Annotated in this window: 23 protein-coding genes and 1 tRNA gene; 10 read left to right on the forward strand and 14 right to left on the reverse strand. The window is 58.8% G+C overall.

Annotated features, from left to right (window positions below):
* Nucleotides 1-139: 139 nt before the first annotated feature.
* The 4 genes from ACIQUB_RS08285 to ACIQUB_RS08300 all read left to right on the forward strand — a co-directional run bounded on the left by ACIQUB_RS08285 (nt 140) and on the right by ACIQUB_RS08300 (nt 1,760).
* On the forward strand, nt 140-331 hold the full coding sequence (locus ACIQUB_RS08285; RefSeq protein ID WP_112950022.1) for a hypothetical protein: 192 nt from the start codon (nt 140-142) through the stop codon (nt 329-331).
* A 59-nt stretch (nt 332-390) separates the two neighbouring features.
* The gene (locus tag ACIQUB_RS08290; protein ID WP_402929235.1) at nt 391-666 is read left to right on the forward strand and encodes a hypothetical protein; all 276 of its coding nucleotides are present in this window, start codon (nt 391-393) and stop codon (nt 664-666) included.
* Nucleotides 667-824: 158 nt separating this feature from the next.
* Nucleotides 825-1,349: a hypothetical protein gene (locus tag ACIQUB_RS08295; protein WP_402929237.1), complete on the forward strand. Its 525-nt coding sequence runs from the start codon at nt 825-827 to the stop codon at nt 1,347-1,349.
* Between the two features lie 54 nt (nt 1,350-1,403).
* Entirely contained in the window at nt 1,404-1,760 is a 357-nt protein-coding gene (locus ACIQUB_RS08300; RefSeq protein WP_402929239.1) for a hypothetical protein, read from the forward strand.
* A 198-nt stretch (nt 1,761-1,958) separates the two neighbouring features.
* Here the strand turns inward: ACIQUB_RS08300 and ACIQUB_RS08305 are convergent, their stop codons facing one another.
* The 9 genes from ACIQUB_RS08305 to ACIQUB_RS08345 all read right to left on the reverse strand — a co-directional run bounded on the left by ACIQUB_RS08305 (nt 1,959) and on the right by ACIQUB_RS08345 (nt 8,694).
* Nucleotides 1,959-3,818: a phage tail tape measure protein gene (locus ACIQUB_RS08305; protein ID WP_402929241.1), complete on the reverse strand. Its 1,860-nt coding sequence runs from the start codon at nt 3,816-3,818 to the stop codon at nt 1,959-1,961.
* A gap of 12 nt (nt 3,819-3,830) precedes the next feature.
* Complete coding sequence (locus tag ACIQUB_RS08310) at nt 3,831-4,370, reverse strand: hypothetical protein (protein WP_402929243.1); 540 nt, start codon at nt 4,368-4,370, stop codon at nt 3,831-3,833.
* Entirely contained in the window at nt 4,370-5,152 is a 783-nt protein-coding gene (locus ACIQUB_RS08315) for a hypothetical protein (RefSeq protein ID WP_402929245.1), read from the reverse strand. The genes ACIQUB_RS08310 and ACIQUB_RS08315 overlap by 1 nt, the downstream gene beginning before the upstream one ends.
* Before the next feature lie 260 nt (nt 5,153-5,412).
* Entirely contained in the window at nt 5,413-5,802 is a 390-nt protein-coding gene (locus ACIQUB_RS08320) for a head decoration protein (RefSeq protein ID WP_402929246.1), read from the reverse strand.
* The gene (locus tag ACIQUB_RS08325) at nt 5,799-6,158 is read right to left on the reverse strand and encodes a hypothetical protein (RefSeq protein ID WP_402929248.1); all 360 of its coding nucleotides are present in this window, start codon (nt 6,156-6,158) and stop codon (nt 5,799-5,801) included. Before ACIQUB_RS08325 ends, ACIQUB_RS08320 begins: the two co-directional genes overlap by 4 nt.
* Nucleotides 6,155-6,691 (reverse strand): hypothetical protein, encoded by a 537-nt coding sequence (locus ACIQUB_RS08330; RefSeq protein WP_402929249.1) that lies wholly within the window; start codon nt 6,689-6,691, stop codon nt 6,155-6,157. The genes ACIQUB_RS08325 and ACIQUB_RS08330 overlap by 4 nt, the downstream gene beginning before the upstream one ends.
* Nucleotides 6,681-7,148 carry a hypothetical protein gene (locus tag ACIQUB_RS08335; RefSeq protein WP_402929250.1) on the reverse strand — a complete coding sequence of 156 codons (468 nt, stop codon included), beginning with the start codon at nt 7,146-7,148 and terminating at the stop codon, nt 6,681-6,683. Before ACIQUB_RS08335 ends, ACIQUB_RS08330 begins: the two co-directional genes overlap by 11 nt.
* Nucleotides 7,123-7,626, reverse strand: coding sequence for a hypothetical protein (locus ACIQUB_RS08340; protein ID WP_402929252.1), 504 nt, complete (start codon nt 7,624-7,626; stop codon nt 7,123-7,125). The genes ACIQUB_RS08335 and ACIQUB_RS08340 overlap by 26 nt, the downstream gene beginning before the upstream one ends.
* A gap of 666 nt (nt 7,627-8,292) precedes the next feature.
* Entirely contained in the window at nt 8,293-8,694 is a 402-nt protein-coding gene (locus ACIQUB_RS08345; RefSeq protein WP_402929254.1) for a hypothetical protein, read from the reverse strand.
* Nucleotides 8,695-8,935: 241 nt separating this feature from the next.
* On the opposite strand from ACIQUB_RS08345, the gene ACIQUB_RS08350 reads away from it, so the two are divergent.
* The 3 genes from ACIQUB_RS08350 (at nt 8,936) to ACIQUB_RS08360 (ending at nt 9,787) form a co-directional block, all read left to right on the forward strand.
* Nucleotides 8,936-9,008, forward strand: a tRNA-Phe gene (locus ACIQUB_RS08350).
* A 121-nt stretch (nt 9,009-9,129) separates the two neighbouring features.
* The gene (locus tag ACIQUB_RS08355) at nt 9,130-9,399 is read left to right on the forward strand and encodes a hypothetical protein (protein ID WP_047507331.1); all 270 of its coding nucleotides are present in this window, start codon (nt 9,130-9,132) and stop codon (nt 9,397-9,399) included.
* A 154-nt stretch (nt 9,400-9,553) separates the two neighbouring features.
* On the forward strand, nt 9,554-9,787 hold the full coding sequence (locus ACIQUB_RS08360) for a hypothetical protein (RefSeq protein WP_111561685.1): 234 nt from the start codon (nt 9,554-9,556) through the stop codon (nt 9,785-9,787).
* A 23-nt stretch (nt 9,788-9,810) separates the two neighbouring features.
* Here the strand turns inward: ACIQUB_RS08360 and ACIQUB_RS08365 are convergent, their stop codons facing one another.
* Nucleotides 9,811-10,059, reverse strand: coding sequence for a hypothetical protein (locus tag ACIQUB_RS08365; RefSeq protein ID WP_113237560.1), 249 nt, complete (start codon nt 10,057-10,059; stop codon nt 9,811-9,813).
* A gap of 229 nt (nt 10,060-10,288) precedes the next feature.
* Here ACIQUB_RS08365 and ACIQUB_RS08370 point away from each other — a divergent pair, with 229 nt between their 5' ends.
* A complete protein-coding gene (locus tag ACIQUB_RS08370; protein WP_111561686.1) occupies nt 10,289-10,693 on the forward strand; it encodes a hypothetical protein in 405 nt (134 codons plus the stop codon).
* 56 nt (nt 10,694-10,749) lie between these two features.
* Here the strand turns inward: ACIQUB_RS08370 and ACIQUB_RS08375 are convergent, their stop codons facing one another.
* Complete coding sequence (locus ACIQUB_RS08375) at nt 10,750-10,956, reverse strand: hypothetical protein (protein WP_047507335.1); 207 nt, start codon at nt 10,954-10,956, stop codon at nt 10,750-10,752.
* 271 nt (nt 10,957-11,227) lie between these two features.
* Between ACIQUB_RS08375 and ACIQUB_RS08380 the strand changes: the two genes are divergently transcribed.
* Entirely contained in the window at nt 11,228-11,656 is a 429-nt protein-coding gene (locus ACIQUB_RS08380; RefSeq protein WP_113237561.1) for an OsmC family protein, read from the forward strand.
* Nucleotides 11,657-11,810: 154 nt separating this feature from the next.
* Nucleotides 11,811-12,707, forward strand: coding sequence for a DMT family transporter (locus ACIQUB_RS08385; RefSeq protein ID WP_113237562.1), 897 nt, complete (start codon nt 11,811-11,813; stop codon nt 12,705-12,707).
* A gap of 5 nt (nt 12,708-12,712) precedes the next feature.
* Here the strand turns inward: ACIQUB_RS08385 and ACIQUB_RS08390 are convergent, their stop codons facing one another.
* The 3 genes from ACIQUB_RS08390 to ACIQUB_RS08400 are packed head-to-tail and all read right to left on the reverse strand — an operon-like array spanning nt 12,713 to nt 16,249.
* Nucleotides 12,713-13,735 carry a polysaccharide pyruvyl transferase family protein gene (locus ACIQUB_RS08390; RefSeq protein ID WP_047507341.1) on the reverse strand — a complete coding sequence of 341 codons (1,023 nt, stop codon included), beginning with the start codon at nt 13,733-13,735 and terminating at the stop codon, nt 12,713-12,715.
* Nucleotides 13,736-13,785: 50 nt separating this feature from the next.
* A complete protein-coding gene (locus tag ACIQUB_RS08395) occupies nt 13,786-15,276 on the reverse strand; it encodes a lipopolysaccharide biosynthesis protein (protein ID WP_047507343.1) in 1,491 nt (496 codons plus the stop codon).
* A 55-nt stretch (nt 15,277-15,331) separates the two neighbouring features.
* Nucleotides 15,332-16,249, reverse strand: a complete 918-nt coding sequence (locus ACIQUB_RS08400) for a glycosyltransferase family 2 protein (protein ID WP_113237563.1) — start codon at nt 16,247-16,249, stop codon at nt 15,332-15,334.
* Nucleotides 16,250-16,572 lie beyond the last annotated feature (323 nt).

The raw sequence follows: 16,572 nt of genomic DNA on the forward strand, positions 1-16,572 counted from the left end.
AAAGGCCGGGGTTGCCGCCCCGGCCTCGTATTCGAAAACCGCAGCGCCTTGGACGGCTTACGGATCCCCTTTACAACCCCAAAAATACGCGGGGTGGCTGATCTGTCAAGCCGGCCAAGGCTCACAAAGGAGCCTCACAATGAAACATTCGAGTTATCAACTCACCCTCGACGATGCAGTGCAAGTGTGGATCCGCCGATGGGCGGGCGAATATCAGCACGAGATTGCCGCCAGCTACGGCGTCAATCAGGGGCGCGTGAACGAAGTGCTGAAGCACAAGCGCCACCCGAACGCTGAAGCGATCGCGAAACTGAAGCGCGGAATGCACTGACAGCGACGGCGCGGCCTCGGCCGCGCCTGATCCACCGATGTTTCAAAGGACAGATCACCATGAGCGTTATGCTTGTGCAATATGACCTGTACGCACCAGGTCAAGACTATGCCCCTCTGATCAAAGCGATCGAGAGTTACACGCACTCGAAGTGCCTCAAGTCGGCGTACTTCATCGACACCCAGGACACACCGGCGGCGGTTCGAGATCGGCTTATGAAGCTGATTGATCGAAATGATGTCCTGTTCGTTGTGGGTTTGACAGAGAGCTGGGGTGCAAATCGGCAGACGCCCTCTACCGACTGGCTTCTGAGCCCGTCACGAACCTGGAGCTGATAGCGGCGGCTGATGGTTTCTGGTCGCTTTCTGTGACCGCAGTCGAATGGCATTTTACGATCGTAAAAAGAGGCTTGTTTTTACGATCGTAAAATGAAACACTCCGACTCGCTGGCAGCACAGACAAGTAAGACCAGCTTAAAAAAGGGAAGCTCATCATGATCACCCAACTCAGGAAGGTGACAGGCGGCCGGTCCATAAAACTCAATGTGGAAGGCCGTCACCTCAACAGGTCCGCCGAAGAAGACAGAAGAGCGCTCGAAATGAATGTCGAGCGCTCTATGAAGGCCATGCTCAACCTGCTTTCGCCTGCAATCGAAAGTGGCGAGCATGATGACGCGATGATTCAGCTCGGGGCTTCCGCCGCCCTGTTCGTTGAACCGTTGTCAAAACACGAAGTGCAGGCACTCGCCTGCGCTTTGTACATGGAGAACGAACGTCAGGCGCTGTCGTATCACGATGTGCTCCGCCTGACCGATCGGTTCTCTGGGAAGGCCATGAATATCACCATGGTCTACAAAACGATCGAACGCCTGCTCGATAGAGGCTTTCTGACACAAGTTGAAGGCGAGGCGGATCGTTCGCGTCGATATCAAATTCATGGACAAGGGCGCGAGGCGTTCAGGATGGCCGTTCTGAACTCGCGAATTCTTGCCAGTGCGCCAAGTCCGGCCGCCGCCTGAAAAGTCGGCGTATGGAGCAAATGCCATCGTGGTTACCAAACGGAGGGAATGAACATGCAGTCCAGTTTTATCGAAGCCCGCCGGGCGTTCCCGGCAATAGGAAAGGATCCTCCTTTGTCTACGATACCAAAAGATGTTCGCGAGCTCATTCGCCAGGCGCTTGCCGACCCGATTAAAGCTCTGGAATACACTGAAGCGCTCGACCGCTATCTTGGCGATCTTGTGCATCAGAACCGCACGCAAGACTATGAAGATTATGTTGCGGAAACCCGCGCTGACCTGATTGAAATGGTGGCGCAGCAGCAGAAGCAAAAAAGCCGGGCACGAATTTCGGTGGTGGCCACCTATATCGCCCCGGCTTTTGTTACGATTTTGGCTCGTGTCATCACTGAGCACTTGCCGTTCGGATAGACTGCAACCTCCAATCCGAACATATCGCGGCGGCCCTTGGGCCGTCGCTTTTTTTACAATGCCTGTGTAAACTTAATCCTAAGATCTAGGTTCCAAGCAATGTAACATGCGAAACTTATCTCAAACATGTGCGTCATTTTCAAGGTAGCATTGGTTGTACCTCACTACGACGAACTGGGCATATCGCCGCACCTCATTCTAAAAACCGCCTCCGCCACCTCCGCCTGCTGGCCCATTAGATCCGGGGGGCATCGATCGGCCGGTGTTGGCGTTTGCGCCGGACTGCGACGCCGTCTTGAATTTGGCCAACCCCGAGATAACAGCATCGAGGACACGACCAGCAATCGCCGCGCCGACCTGATCCCCCGCGGCTTTAAGCTTGCTTGCCATCGCGTCGCCTGCCGTCGATCCAGACTGCTCAATGGCATTTCCCGCCGCTTCACCGCCTTGCGCGAACCGTTGTTCGATACCCTCAAAGGCATTGAAGCTGGCGGGGATTGGTGCGCTCACACGGTTCGGCGAGTAGGCAGACTCATGCAGCTGCTCGAGACGACTGATCATCGAGGTAGATGACTGAGGCGCTGGCCGAGGCTCGGGGATTGGGACGGCGGAAAGCGGGATTTTGCCGTTGAGGTAATTGTGATCGCCACCGGGAAATTCTGCAGGGCCGGGAGGCGACATCGAGTGGGGGCCGCCTGTGGAAGGACGAATAGAGCCGTCCTCATAGCGGTCGCTCCAGTATTTCTTTAGGAACTCAGGATCCTGATAGCCACCTTGCACCGCCAGCTTGTCGGCCTCACTGCTGTGAGAAAATGGTCCGAACGGCAGGTTCCAGGCCATCCAGCTCTCAACCTGAGTTGCACTCATGCCTTGTTTTGCCAACGAGGTTCTGATCGCCTCGCCATAATCGAGATCGGAAGAGACAGCATCCATGATCGGCACGGCCGGCCGGGAGACGCCCTTGCCGAGACTGTTCATGAACTTGTCCCAGCTACTCGAAAGGCGGTCGATGCTGGCCTGCGTGTCGCCGGTCACCCGGGCGAGGTCGCGGAAGACGGTCCCTTTGATCTCGGCACTATTCATGATGTCCAGGAACTTCTTAAGGCTTTCCGGGCTGGTTATCAGCGACTGCATCCCGAGACGGAATTGCTCATCGGTGAATAGCAGGGGCAACTTGCTGAGGTCGCCATTGATCGCCTCTTTGGAAAGACGGGTGAAGGCTGAGACCGTATCCTCGCCACTTTTTCGAGCTGCATCCATCTCCTTGCGGATGTCGATACCCATCTTTGCAAATTTCGATGCGGTGTCAGCGGAATAGATCTTGCCGAAGATGTTCTGTGCGAAGGTAGCGGCCGACGATGCCGATCCAGTATCCTCGCGGATCGTCTGGAGGATCGCCACCAGCCTTTTCAGGCCCTCTTCGCCGCTGTATCCAAGAGAGGCGAATGAATTCGCGAGGTCCGGGATATAGGTAGCCATATCCTTCAGTTCGAACTGGCCAGCCTTCCCGCCCGCAACCATGATGTCAAAGGCGTTCTGCAGTTGGTTAGTTTCGAGTTTGAGGGCGGAAGCCGCTTTGATTGCCGTGTTGGCGATATCATCAGTCGCCGCACCCGACGCCTGCGCAGTAGCGAGCACGGACGGCAGAAAGGCCATCGCCTCTTTAAGGTCCATCCCCGAGGCAACCAGCGTATCGAGGGCTGTGATCGCCTGATCCACCGGTAAGGAAAACTGCTTCGCCATTGTTTGCATGCTGGAAAAGGCTGCGTTTGTCTGGTCGGCGGTTGCGCCGGATGTGATCCCTATGCGGGTCATCTCGCGCTCGATCGCCGCAAAATCGACGAGAGCTCTCTTTGCACCGTAGGCAAGCGCAGCGGGCGCGGCGTAGCGCAGCATCGCTCCGTATGCTGCCTTGGCCCCATGCGTCATCCCGCTCTGCTGGCGATTGAGAGCTTCGGCTCGACGATTGATCTCGCCCATCTTGCCGGAGACGGCTTTAAGCACCTGGCCGGTCTTGTCTACTGCAGAGATCTTGAGGCGTGCTTCGACTTCCTTCATACAGAAACTCCTTTATGGCCAGTTGACGTTTTCGGCAGCGGCCAGCGCTCCCGATGTGGATTGGGCGGCATCGATCGAAGCCTTTGCACTGAGGCGAACGGCCTCGATCGCAGCGCCGATCTGCTGCCACTGGACGAAGGCGGCGTTGACGATCGCGGCCACCTCTTGGATCGTGCCGGCGGTAATGCCGACCTCGGCCGAAAGAAGCGGATAATCGCTCGCAACCGGGTTCTCGGAAGCCAATAGCGCCGACGCCTCAGAAGCTTTCTGCATATATGTCATGGCCTGGCCGGAACCCGCCGTGATGTATTTCCCGCGCTCCAGCTCGGCCGACATATCGACCGTCGCTTTCAAGCGTGCCTTCAGCTCATCGAGCGTCGGCTCCGGATCGACCGGCAGCTGTGGCGGGTCGATAAGCGCGAACCCGCCTTCGATGGTCACAATCTTACCCGCGAGAATACCGTCGATCGCCAGCGCGTAGTCATCGTCGGAGATCTCGATTCCGTCGTCGAGCTCGTCGGTAGATACTTGTCCGTTCGTTGCCCAGGCCATCACTTGATCCTCATGTAGGCTTTGACGCTGATGTTTCGCATGCGGGTTTCGTTCGCCGTGCGAGGCGTGCCATTCGTGCCGTCAGTCGTGGGATAGGTGGTCGCAAGGCTGTCAGTTTGCACGCCGCTGTTTGCCGTGTTCGTCGCTGCAGGCTGAGGAGCCGCGCCGACTCCACCTGCCGATGACATGTTGACGTGGTGATAGTGACCTTGAAACGCGTCGTCCTGCTTGTTGTTGGCGGTCGCACCAGGTCGGAGAATGCGGCCCTCGGTGTTGATCAACGCGACGCTCTGACCAAGCATCGGAGATCCAGATAGGAAGATATTGGCCGTAGCGACCACGAGCGGCGCGGATCCGGAAACGCTTTCGCTGGTCAGCTTGCCGTTATTGAACCCACCCGATCCCGTAAGGCCGGCGGTCAACTCGATGAACGCCACTTCGCTGCTGTTCGCGGGAGGAGCATCGACGCCAAGGAGGCCGGTGTTGGCGAAGTAGATCTCGCCGACCATGATCGATTTCCATTTCTGTTGCGCCCAATAGTTCGTCAGCGATATTTTCGAAAGCTTGCCGGTGACGCTGTCGCGCAGGATAAACTCGTCGCCGCCGACCAGCGATGTCTTGGCGGTCGCGCCATTGACTAGGTCGACGACATCGTCGCCGCTGTACAGGTCGAGGATTTCGCCGACCGACAACCGGGTTGCTTCTCCTCCCGACATTGCCGGCACAAAGTGATTTCGCGTCGCGCCAACGGGCGTAAGATCTTCGATGAGTACGATGTCCATTGTTTCTCTCTCGTCGCGTTCGTCTTTAAGCTATGCGGACCTTGACCCCTGTCTGATCTCTGGCGCGGGGAGGTCCGCTTCCGCTATCGGCCTAGCTCTTCGGCCTCATAGGAGCGTGCGCCAAATTTTAGTTCTTTAGTTTAGGCTTTAGGCTTTAGGCTTTATTTTAGGGGTCAGACTGGCGAGATATCGGGGTCGCCCCGGCCCGCAGGGGGAAGCGGTCTTGTACGGTCCCTAGACCAGGGGGCACCCAAACCTACCTAGCGTGCCTTGATGGTCGCGCTGCGCAGCTGTGTCAGCTTAGCCGCCTTCTTGGTTTCGTCGTTGACCGTCGTTTCGAAGATCAGCATCGGCTTCTTCACCTCGGCATTGTTGGTTATGCAGACGGCTTGCACGTCGGCCGAGGTCGCGTCGACTTCGTAGCCCAAGATGGCGCTAGCCGTTTCCGCACCCTCCTTGCCAGTTGTGCTGGCGGCGGGAGAGGGTACGTATTTGCCGTCAGCGGTCACCTTCCCGAGAATGGTGCCGGCGAACACCTTTCCAGATCCAGACTTGATTGTCAGGACGTCGCGAGAAAGATGTCTATTCGCTTCCGAAAGGATGAAAGCGAGGTCCCGAGGGGTTTCAGTGAGCGTTGTTGGCATAATCATGCTCCCTTAGAGTTGGCACGGCGCGAGGCGAAAATATCGGCAGACGTCATGCCCGGTAGCGCGAAGGTACGCGCCGTGGGAGAGCCCGTGGATTTGCTACCAAAAAACCCAGACACTTCTTGCCGCGCAACATTTTGCGGCGAGTGATTGTCGTCGTCATCGTCGACCAACGTCGTAGCGGACTTAGAAGCTTTTGCGCCTGGTACGGTCGGCGCAACTCCGGCACGCCTCGCGGCGAAAATGTTCGCAGCCGTCATGCCAAGCGGAGAAAACAGTCGTTTTGGCGATGCGAAAGCCTTTGAACCGAGAATTCGGGCGACTTCCTCGGCCGCGTATATGCGGGACACTTGTGTCATGGCAGCACCTCATCGTGAGCCAAAACCGCTCTTGGATCGGCGTCAGCACGGCGCGTTGCGGGGAAGCCAGCCGCTTCAGCTGTTCGAATGATGCTTTCCTCCGAGAGCTCCGCATCGAGCAGCTTCCGGTCGATCTCCATGAGCTTCACCACACGGTCGTCCTCGGAAATACCTTCCAAGCCGGCTGCGTATTGATGTTCAACCGCGCGACGAACGCCGTTGATGAGAAACTCCCCGGCGAAGGCGCCAAAAGCCGCCTCCAGCGTCATCTCAGGCCCCCGCCAGTTGGGGCTCGCGCCAACGAACATGGAGCCGTCCACGATGGTGCTGATCTCCACTTTGGAGCGCGCCCAACGCTCGGCGCGTTCGAGTGCGACCGTTTTGTTCACCGGCACTGAGAGCAATCGTCCGCGTTGTTCACGAAGCCGAACGATCTGTTCTCTTAGCGCCTCGATGCCATCGCCCAGGTCTTTTCCCGCCTTCTTCGTGGCGGAAAGGAAAACTCTCATTTTATCGCGCAGTTCATTCGCCATTGGTCACTCCCTCCGCATACTTGCGGCAATTTTCGAAGAGCTGTGATGCGGTGGAGGCCTCTTCGCTCGCAGCGTGCATCTCGGCTTCTTTGATCCTGATGTCCTCGCGGATCCGCTCGAGATCATCCTTCTTCTTCGCTACAGAATTGCGCAGGACGGGGCCGCTCGGCGTCGCTCCAGCATTCTGATCGGTGCTGCTGCCATGTCGTGAGTAGTGCGCCAAGTGCTCATCGAGGCTCTTCAGTTCTTTGCGCGCGTTCGCCTCTTTCACACCCAGCGCCTGATACTCAGACAATAGCTGTCTGCTTCGGCCAATTGCAGCCGACTTCGCGGCCTCAAGCCCGCGTAGCCGGGTCAAATCGAGTTTGTGTGGTGCTTCCATCGACAGATGATCTCCTGTTTCGACCATCATCGAGCTCGACTCGGGAAATTCAAACGCCACCTTGAATTTCCACATTGAGGATCTGCTGCAGCCTCTTGGATGACCCCGGAATGCGCTCACCGCTCGACAGAATGCGCCACCAGGTCGCTGCAGGCTCGGCCGATGGGGCGACGATCAGGTCGCATTCTCGCGGCCAGCGCAGATTGGCGTAGCGCTCGGCGGATTGCTGCATCAGCTTGGCGGCGGCGGCCGGCGGAAGGCCCTGCCAATCAGGCTGGCTGCGCCACAGCCTACGGATAAGATCATCACGTCTAGACAGAGCGTCCTGCCGACCGGCCGAAACGCCGCCCCATGCTTTCAAGCCGATCGCCTTGTCCAAGGAAGGGGAAGCACCATTGTCGAGGGCGTAGAGGTAATTCCCGATGCCGCTCACCAGTAGGGAGCACTGATCGTCGGTAAGTGAATGTCCACGGCAAAGGCGGCGGTGCATGTCGCGTAGCTGAGAGACGATGCCCGACGGCTCGTCGAGCGCCTTGTGGTGGCGATCAGCCATGGGGCGTTAACCCGTTAACTGGGCCGTTAACAGCGTTAACCCCGTTAACCCAACATTTAGACCAGTCTGACTGACAGGTTTTCGGGGTCGCCCCGGCCCGCAGAGGGAAGAATGTCTGTACGGTCCCTAGACCGGGGAGGGGGCGGGCGGCGGCGGCGCACAGCCTTTTGCATGCGGCCTGCGTCACGGCCGCCTTGCGCCGCACCATCATTCGGCAGCAACCGGATGCACATGAGGTCTTTAGGCAAGTACGAGCAAAGCTATGCAGTTGGCTCAGATACCAACCATAAAGACCATACTTCAGTTCCCCATTGGATAGTTTGGATAGTTCTTGGATGGTGAGTTGGAGAGTATTATGAAATAGAAACAGATAGATAGAGAGTTTGGATGGTTTTTCCCGCACTACATAGTGAAATTGGTTAGACCCCACCATTTCATAAAAATAATCGTATATACGCGCGTGAAAACTATCCGAACTATCCATGTCGCTGTTATCGTTGAATTTTCTCGCCCTCCAACTCTCCAATAGCTTTTCGAGAACTCTCCAACTATCCGAAAATCGCCAAGGCGACTGGTAGTGGGTGGGGTACGGGGTTGCGCAAATGCGCCTCCGCGCATCCGCGCGGCTTGTGGAGAGTGCATCGAGTGATGGGTGGGGTACGGGGTTCATAGCGGCAACCCCGGATCATCCTGAAGCCGCACACCAAAATAGTATATCCGGCCACCGAGCTTTTCCTTCCGGAGGCGTTTAGACAGCGCGCGCCCGAAGGCGGTCTGCATGATCGGTTCGGCGTGATTTCTATCCGCGAAGCGGCGGTACGCTTCATAGAGCTTCTGTGCCTGCAGTGGCGCACCGGCCGGGGCCATTTCGAGTGAAGTTGATATGAAGTGATCAACCTGGTCCCTAACGTATTCCTGCGCCGATGTGAGAGGCCGGGGATCAGCAGCCGTGCTGCTACGCAAAATCAACTCTGGCGGCATGGTGACACCGGCTGCGCGCATAAGCTCCAGCCCCTGTTTAACCCACGCGAGGATTTCCTCTCCGCTCGGCGGTTGCTTCTTTACCATCAGCCGAATGCCTTCCGGCAGATCCGGTAGCGTCTCGCGAGCAAAACTGCCTCTCGGGCTTGAGCTTCGCAGAGATCGAATTTCTGGCCTATCTCTGCTAAGGTCCACTCGGAGAGTCTGGCATGATCAGCAAGCCAAAATGCAGCTTGAGTTGTCGGTGAGACAGCGCGATTTTGATTTGACAAACGGCCGCTAAGTGTTTGATCTGTCAGTGCGGGTTTGACACTTTTCGCGGGATAAGATGTTGGAATGGGCCGAACAGGGTTGGATTGAAAATCCGCGTGTCCGTGGTTCAAATCCGCGTCTGGGCACCACTCTTTTTCCCAAACAATAAAACTCTTTCTCTCGTGTCTTTTGCCGAAGCCATCTTTTGATTTGGCGGCAAACGATCGGGCTGCTACAGCGATCCATCCCGCAGGACCAGCAGAGAGTGACATGGCCAAGACGAAAGAACCGAAGCTCGAGCATTCCGAACTCGCCGGCGAGTTTACCGATGATGGCGTGACCGTTCTGGTCGATATCTTCCGCCCCGCCGGCACCAATGGCGACTGGAAGATGGAAGTCGTGACGCAGGACGACGACCTGATTGAATGGGAAGAGGGCTTCGAGACCGATCGCGACGCTTTCGACGAGTTTCTGGCCACTGTCGAGCGCGACGGCATCCGCACTTTCCTTGATGATGCGGACGAACCGTCGGTTCACTAGACGCCGGCCAGGCAGACTTTGACGCCGTGACACTGCTGTGACTGTCGTTTTCAGACTTGAAAATGTCGCTTGCGGAGACCCTTTAAAATAAACCGAAACTATTGTGGCCACTCCGAAAGATAAGTGCGCATAAAGCGCGTCGGGAACAGCAAACATGAAAGCTTTGGAATACAGAGCCGCTCTGGCGGTCCTGGGATTGACCACTGCTGGAGTGGAAAATCTCTTTGGGGTCGATCAGATCACCAGCCGCCGCTGGGCGACGGGAGAGCAGGATGTGCCGCGCGCCGTGGCGCTCTGCCTGCTCCTGATGGCGTCGCATAACCTGTCGGTCGCCCAGGCGCAAATCCTGGCCGACAGCGTCGACGTGCCGCTGGCGAAATCCGCCTGATAGTTGGGGATCGGCGACAGCCCTCAGGCCGCCGGCTGCTGGATCATCTTTTTCAGAACATCGAGAAGCTGTTTGGCGTCGTCATTGGCGCCGAGCACGCGCAGGCGCTCTTCCGCAAGGCTTATGATCGCCTCCATGCTTTCACGCTCGCCCCAGCCGGAAGCGACACAGGCGCGCGTCAGATCCTCGAACGCGAACTGCATCGCGTCCTGGCAGCGCACGTCCCGATCGGGATCGTCACTGGTGACAAACGGCCTGTAGATCTCCCGCATCTCAGCTCTCCGCAAATCATTCGCACGAGCCATGCTAGACCACAGGCTTTAACGAACTATTCATGACGATATCCAGCAATCTGGGCGGAAATTCGCGACGCATCCGATTTCTCGTAGAAGCGACGCAAGTTGTCCCGCCGCGCATATCGCAACCTACTGATAATGGCGTCGTTCTCAACTCGCCCCTGGAGTGGTAATATTACCCTTGCCGAAAAGAGGGGAGATTCACATGCCACGCATCTCGCATCTATATTTCAAGACGGCCATTCTGTTCCTGATCCTTGGTATCGGAATGGGCCTGAACATGGCAATCTCGCAGGATCACAGCGTGATCGGCGCTCATGCACACTGTAATCTCTTGGGTTGGGTGACGATGGCGCTCTTCGGAGGCTATTATGCGCTCAACCCGCGCAAGGCCGAACGTCGGATCGCGATGATCCAGTACGGCATCTATACCGCGGGCGTTACGCTGATGGTTCCGAGCCTCTATCTGATGTTGCTTGGCAACATGGCGATGGAACCCGTCGTGGCAATCGCCTCGATCATCACATTCATCGGCGTCCTGCTGTTCGCCTTCGTCATCTTCTCCGGCGAACAGGTGGCCATGACGCCATCGACGCCGTCCTATCGCTAAGGTCTTCGCTTACCCCTGCGGCGCTCGTTCTTGGGGACGGCGCCGTGGACGGCGGATCAGTGAACGACCTGAACGCGTATATGCTCCTTGGCTGCATAGGAATGGCAGTCGATCGGCGCATCGCCGACGAAGATCACATCGCCATCCTGGTCGAACAGGCCCCAACAGGCTTCATCATCGACATAGACCTTGCGGACGTAACCGAACGGCGCGCTTTCGAAGACGACGTTGGGTGCAACAGCAACTGTCTCAAGTTCTCGCATGGATCACTCCGATAGTCATTTCTGTTTTAGTGCGAAATCATATTGCATTGCGAGGCTGATGCCGGGCTATCCCTAGAAATGGGGATGTCTAACTCAGCTTGACCTTTCGCCTCTCAAGGTGTCCCGAATCGGCATTTCATGCCGATTTCCTTCCTTGGTTGCAGCGAACCGCACCTTTGTGGATTGCGATTGCATCAGCGGCGAAAAGCGCGTTGCGCCGGCCAATCGAAGCTCCTATCTACATTCACGAATCATCTCCGAGGAATAACTCATGGCCGACCTAAAGGTTCGCACTCGTCCCGTTGGCGCCAGCGCCGTTCTCGGCCGCACCGGCTTCCCGCATGTCACCTCTGCCACCGGCGGCGAGATCGACATCGTCACCAGCCCGTCGCAACCGGGTTTTAACCCGCTGGACCTTCTCTACTCCTCGCTCTCGGCCTGCCTGGTCCTGAGCGCACGCATGGCGGCAAGCCAGCTCGGCGTTCTCGATCGCATCACCGAACTCAAGGCCGACGTCACCGGCGAGAAGGCCACCGAAGGCCTGTCGCGGGTCAAGACCTTCAACATCGTCTTCTCCATCAAGGGCGACATTGACGAAGAGACCCGCCAGAAGATCGCCCACGCCGCTGAAGACGAGATCTGCACGGTCAGCAACACGATCCGCGGCAATCCGGAATTCGCGACAGTCATCTCCGGCTGACCCATTATACTGGTGCCGGCGTCGCGCGAGCCACGCCGGCGACGATATCGACCGAGCCTGTCGTTCCCGGGCTATTCTCAGGCCGCTGCTTCTGCTACTTGCGGTGCATGATGGCGCCGCTCGATCGCACCCGACGCCGCAAGCACGGTACGCCATGTCGCAAGTCTCCTCCGCCCTCCCGCAATCCGCTCCCTCGCAACGTTTCGCGCTTGCCGCGCTGATCCTCGGTGGCGCCGCGATCGGCGGCTCGCCGATTTTCGTGCGGCTGTCGGAAGTGGGGCCGATGGCAACGGGCTTCTGGCGCGTGGCGCTGGCTTTCTTCCCGATCTACATCTTCTCGCTGATCAAGGGTGGCGCGACCGGCCCTAAGCCCGAGACCTGGGCCGATCGCGGCATGCTCATCCTGCCCGGCGTCATTCTCGCCGTCGACCTCATCACCTGGCACCTGTCGATCACGATCACATCCGTCGCCAATGCGACGCTGCTTGCCAATCTGGCGCCGGTCTTCGTCACCATCATCGGTGTGCTCTTCATGGGTGCTGCCGTCACGCGCGTGTTCGTGGCAGGATTGCTGCTGGCGATCGTCGGCGTCGTCATCCTCAAGGGCGGTCCTGCGGCACTCGGCCAGGGTGATCTGCTGGGCGATGGCGGCGCCGTTCTGGCGGCAGTCGCCTATGCGCTATACATCCTCGCCATCGGCAGGCTGCGCACGCGCTTCGATACGGTTCGCATCATGCTCTGGAGCACGGCGTCGGCCGCCGTCTGCCTGTTTCCGTTCGGCTTCTTCGTCGAAGGTCATCTCATGCCGACCACGGCCTATGGCTGGGCCATGGTCTTCGGCCTCGCCTTCATCAGCCACGCCAGCGGGCAGGTGGCGATCACCTATGCGCTGGCCTATCTGCCGGCCGCCTTCTCGTCGCTGACGCTGCTCCTGCAGCCGGTCGTGGCCGCGATCCTCGCATGGATCCTGCTCAGCGAGCCGATCGGCCCCATGCAGGCGATCGGCGGTCTGGTGGTCCTCGCCGGGATCATGATCGCCCGGCGAGGGTAACTGCCTTAGGCGACAGCGGCCTGCTTCTGCATGCGCCGTGCGTCGAGAATATCGAGCGCCTCGTCGACGGTCGCTGCCAGTTCCGCCTTCTCCGTGTTGCAGGTATTCCAGGCTTCGATGAAGCTGCTGGTCTTGCCGTAGCTGTTGTCGAGCACGCAATGGTCGGCGCCGATCAGCACGCACATGATATGGCCGTGCATGCGGTCGGTGATGACCTGCCGTGCAGAGCCCAAGAGCGCCACGCCGCGGTCGAAACGCTGCTGCGCGCGCTCACGATAGGCGAGTTCCGTCATCCGCGCGCGGCCACCGATCTTGCCCGAGAGCAGCCCCTTCAGGATGGCCGCATGCTTGGTCTGCTTCTGGAAATCGGCGGGCTCATCCGGCCAATCCGATTTCACGGTACCCGGGCGCTGCGTCGCTGCCGTCAGGTCCTGCGGCGTGCCGACTTCCTGGTCTTCGCGCAGGTTCAAGAGCAGCTCATGCTGCGGCACCGGCTTTGCGACCGGGCCGATGCAGAAGGCCATGTCGGGGCAGAGGCGCGTCTCGCACTGGAACCAGCGCTGTGCGAAGGCAAGGCTCTTCTTGTCGCGCACGAGAAGCGTGAACTGGCCGTGCTTCTCGATGGCGCGTGCCGTGCTGTCGACGTTGGCCTGATCCTTGAAATGGATGGTCTGCGGCAGTTGCACGATCGGCCGTCCCTTGTGCCGCTCCAGCATGTTTTCGCGGAACTGACGGTAGCCGGCCCAGATGTCACCGAAATTGCCGCCGCCATGCAGGAAGATCCGGCCGTCGCCAATGGCGCCGAGCATGCGGTCCTCGTCGAAGGTCGGGATTTCGGTGACATAGGACGGGCGCGAGCGCTTCTTGTCGAAGTATGCAAGCTCGCCCAGCCAGATCGCGCTGTCGCCGATATTGTAATGGTTCGGAAAGTCGAGAAGCGCATAACGCTCCGAGGGGTCGAAAACGTCAGACAGGTTCTTCTCGATCACGCCCTGCAGGCGGTTGATGATCGTCAGGTTAGATTCCATTGAAGGCTCCTTGTTTTAGGGACAAGAGGTCCGAAAGTTATTGCGCGGGCTCAGGCCTGCGCGTGTTTGCGAAACGGATTGAGCGACATTGCAAGCGCGATGTAGGGGCGGATGACCGACCGGCCGAAGATCGGCAGGAAGGCGAGGTAGATCACCGCGCCGAGGCCGATGCTGAGGCCGAGCGACAGCCAGCGGTTCTGGATATGCTCGACGATGACAGGATGAGCGAGCCAGACGCCGGCTGCCATCAGCAGCGAGCCGCAGAGCGGCAGCGCCACGGCCTTCAGCGTGCTCATCGCATCGATGTTGGCGAAGCGGGCCAGCACGTACTGCTGGTAGGGCAGCGTCAGCCAGGCGCGCAGCGTATAGCCGGCCGCAACGGCAACCACGCCATAGGGCACGAGCAGCCAAGTCAGCACCAGCGTCGCGGCGAGCTGCAGGGCAGCCACCGAGAGGATCGATTCCGCACGGTTGACGGCGGACAGCGCCGACGAGGCGAAGAAGTTCATCACGAAGGGCACGGCCATCAGCACGAGCACTGTGGCGATGTCGCCGGCATTGCCCCACTTGTCGCCGAACAGCATGGCGATCATGTCGTTGGACAGAGCGCCGAAGCCGAGCAGCAGCGGAATGGTGCCGAGTGCGGCGGCGCCGACGATCTTGTTATAGGCGTTGCGGAAGGCGACGCGGTCGTTCTGCAGTCGCGACAGCGTCACCAGCGCCACACTGCCGATCGGCGCAAGGACCGCCTGTCCGATCAGCTCGATCAGGCGCCAGGCAATACGGTAGCGGCCGACTTCGACCGGGCCGTACCAGCGCGAAATGAAGATGTCCTGCACGCGGGCAAGCAGCATCCACATCAACTGCGTGACGACAAGGCTGATGCTGAACAGGAAGACCGAGCGGAACAGCGGCACGTTGAAGCGGAACTTCGGCATCCAGGGATAGGCGACCCAGCCGAGCAGCACCGTGACGACGGCATTGACGGCGGTCTGGGCGACCAGAGCCCACACGCCCCAGCCCATGAAGGCGCAGGCGACGGCGGTGATGCCGGAAAGCAGGCTGGCGGCAATCGCCTGGGCCGCGAGGTTCTTGTGGCCGAATTCGCGGGCCAGCCGCGCATTGTGGATGACCGCAAGCGACGACACCGGCAGCAGCGGCGCCAACCAGCGCAGGATCTCGGCGACTTTCGGGTCGCGGACGAGATCGCCGTAATAGGGCGCGAAGACGAAGACGACGGCGGCGACGATGGCGCTGAAGGCAATGGTCGCCCAGAAAGCGGTATCGGCCAGTTCCTCGTCCAGATCGAGCTGCCGCGTCACCGCGTCACCGAGGCCGGCATAGGCAAGCACCCGGCCGATCTCGACGAACAGGCTCGCGAGCGCGAAGGTGCCGAAGTCGCCGGGTCCGAGAATGCGGGCGAGAATGACGAAGATCACGAAGGTCGCAACCGTGCTCCACGCCACGCGGATGACCGACCAGAGGACGGAAAGCGCGGTCTTCTTCTTCAGCTCGGCGTGGCCAATTGCCGTATCTGTCATTCAGTATCCAATCGATTGGGCGCTGAGGCGCAATGCTTCCGGGGCTCGGGACCGCTCAAGCGGCCCGGCCCGTCTTCTGGCCGCGCCAATAGGCGACCATGCCGGTGAAATTGTCTCTGAGCTGGCTGCGATAGGTGAGCCCTAGCTCGTCGCTGAGCTTGCAGCGGCCCATTGCCTCCAGCACGGCTTGGCGAATGTCCCAGCGCAGCATGCCGCGCATGTTCGAGCGGCGGTCGAAGAGGTATTTGGCGTAGAGCGCGCCGTTGCCGAAGGCATAGCCGCTCTGCAGCTTCTTCACGTCGCCGAGCTCCCGGCGCCCATGGAAATGCTTCACCGCGAAATCCGGAATGTATTCGACGCGGATGCCGGAATTGAAGGCGCGGTGCACGTAGTCTGTGTCCTCGCCGGAGCGGAAGGGCGAGCCGGCGCCAAAGCGCGTGTCGAACAGGCCGACCTTCTCGATCAGCGCGCGTGGAAACGCCATGTTGGCGCCATGGATGAACCCGCCGGCATGCAGCTCGCTGGTCAGCACGGCAGGCTCCAGCTCGGGCTTGATCGTGACCGGCAGATCGCGTGCGTCGCCAAGCTCGATGCGGCCACCGCGCATGACGATGTCGGTGTCGGCGGCAAAGAGCGATGCGATCACTGTGAAATAATCGGGAAACACTTCACAATCATCATCCGTGAAAGCGATGATCCGGCCCGTGGCGGCAGCCAGCCCGCTATTGCGCGCAACCGAAAGACCGGGCTTCGCTTCGTAGACGAGATTGGTGCTGATCGGCGCCGTCTTTGCCCATTCGCTGACGATCGCGGACGTGTTGTCGGTGGAACCATTGTCGACGAAGACGAGTTCCAGGCTCAGATCGCTGGCCTGGCGCGCGGCATTCGATACGGCATCCAGGCAGTTCGTCAGTCCATAAGCCCGATTTCTCGACGAGATGATCAGGCTGATGTCCACGGGCTGAGGAGGCATTCGGGTTCCCTTCTGCAGTCGATGTCGGGGAAAGGGTAGGGCGCTCCCCCAACCTCGGCAAGAAACATTTTGCGTTGCAGCAAACCAATACAGTTTGCTGAAAAACCAAAACAATGTGGTGATTTCTTGCTGGTATATTATTAATCGCAGGCAGGTGATATTGATGCGATATTATTTCTGGAATTAACAAAAGTAATTGTAATAATTCGTGTTTATTTAATATTCACAAAGTCGAAATTCTGTTTGTTTGCTTCTGACTATTGTCGAAATAATTCCGATTTAAGTATTGAGAATATAAAAATATATGGAAGTGCAATAACGTT

Source organism: Rhizobium sp. NPDC090275, assembly GCF_044772225.1.
Classification (GTDB): Bacteria; Pseudomonadota; Alphaproteobacteria; order Rhizobiales; family Rhizobiaceae; genus Rhizobium.

Bases quoted from the DNA above. Each gene is read 5' to 3' on its own strand.
- ACIQUB_RS08390 (WP_047507341.1), bottom strand. From the start codon at position 13,735: ATGGAATCTAACCTGACGATCATCAACCGCCTGCAGGGCGTGATCGAG.
- ACIQUB_RS08360 (WP_111561685.1), top strand. From the start codon at position 9,554: ATGAAAGCTTTGGAATACAGAGCCGCTCTGGCGGTCCTGGGATTGACC.
- ACIQUB_RS08320 (WP_402929246.1), bottom strand. From the start codon at position 5,802: ATGATTATGCCAACAACGCTCACTGAAACCCCTCGGGACCTCGCTTTC.
- ACIQUB_RS08325 (WP_402929248.1), bottom strand. From the start codon at position 6,158: ATGACACAAGTGTCCCGCATATACGCGGCCGAGGAAGTCGCCCGAATT.
- ACIQUB_RS08340 (WP_402929252.1), bottom strand. From the start codon at position 7,626: ATGGCTGATCGCCACCACAAGGCGCTCGACGAGCCGTCGGGCATCGTC.
- ACIQUB_RS08335 (WP_402929250.1), bottom strand. From the start codon at position 7,148: ATGTGGAAATTCAAGGTGGCGTTTGAATTTCCCGAGTCGAGCTCGATG.
- ACIQUB_RS08330 (WP_402929249.1), bottom strand. From the start codon at position 6,691: ATGGCGAATGAACTGCGCGATAAAATGAGAGTTTTCCTTTCCGCCACG.
- ACIQUB_RS08305 (WP_402929241.1), bottom strand. From the start codon at position 3,818: ATGAAGGAAGTCGAAGCACGCCTCAAGATCTCTGCAGTAGACAAGACC.
- ACIQUB_RS08300 (WP_402929239.1), top strand. From the start codon at position 1,404: ATGCAGTCCAGTTTTATCGAAGCCCGCCGGGCGTTCCCGGCAATAGGA.
- ACIQUB_RS08295 (WP_402929237.1), top strand. From the start codon at position 825: ATGATCACCCAACTCAGGAAGGTGACAGGCGGCCGGTCCATAAAACTC.
- ACIQUB_RS08375 (WP_047507335.1), bottom strand. From the start codon at position 10,956: ATGCGAGAACTTGAGACAGTTGCTGTTGCACCCAACGTCGTCTTCGAA.
- ACIQUB_RS08385 (WP_113237562.1), top strand. From the start codon at position 11,811: ATGTCGCAAGTCTCCTCCGCCCTCCCGCAATCCGCTCCCTCGCAACGT.
- ACIQUB_RS08355 (WP_047507331.1), top strand. From the start codon at position 9,130: ATGGCCAAGACGAAAGAACCGAAGCTCGAGCATTCCGAACTCGCCGGC.
- ACIQUB_RS08315 (WP_402929245.1), bottom strand. From the start codon at position 5,152: ATGGACATCGTACTCATCGAAGATCTTACGCCCGTTGGCGCGACGCGA.
- ACIQUB_RS08370 (WP_111561686.1), top strand. From the start codon at position 10,289: ATGCCACGCATCTCGCATCTATATTTCAAGACGGCCATTCTGTTCCTG.
- ACIQUB_RS08345 (WP_402929254.1), bottom strand. From the start codon at position 8,694: ATGGTAAAGAAGCAACCGCCGAGCGGAGAGGAAATCCTCGCGTGGGTT.
- ACIQUB_RS08395 (WP_047507343.1), bottom strand. From the start codon at position 15,276: ATGACAGATACGGCAATTGGCCACGCCGAGCTGAAGAAGAAGACCGCG.
- ACIQUB_RS08290 (WP_402929235.1), top strand. From the start codon at position 391: ATGAGCGTTATGCTTGTGCAATATGACCTGTACGCACCAGGTCAAGAC.
- ACIQUB_RS08365 (WP_113237560.1), bottom strand. From the start codon at position 10,059: ATGCGGGAGATCTACAGGCCGTTTGTCACCAGTGACGATCCCGATCGG.
- ACIQUB_RS08285 (WP_112950022.1), top strand. From the start codon at position 140: ATGAAACATTCGAGTTATCAACTCACCCTCGACGATGCAGTGCAAGTG.
- ACIQUB_RS08310 (WP_402929243.1), bottom strand. From the start codon at position 4,370: ATGGCCTGGGCAACGAACGGACAAGTATCTACCGACGAGCTCGACGAC.
- ACIQUB_RS08380 (WP_113237561.1), top strand. From the start codon at position 11,228: ATGGCCGACCTAAAGGTTCGCACTCGTCCCGTTGGCGCCAGCGCCGTT.
- ACIQUB_RS08400 (WP_113237563.1), bottom strand. From the start codon at position 16,249: ATGCCTCCTCAGCCCGTGGACATCAGCCTGATCATCTCGTCGAGAAAT.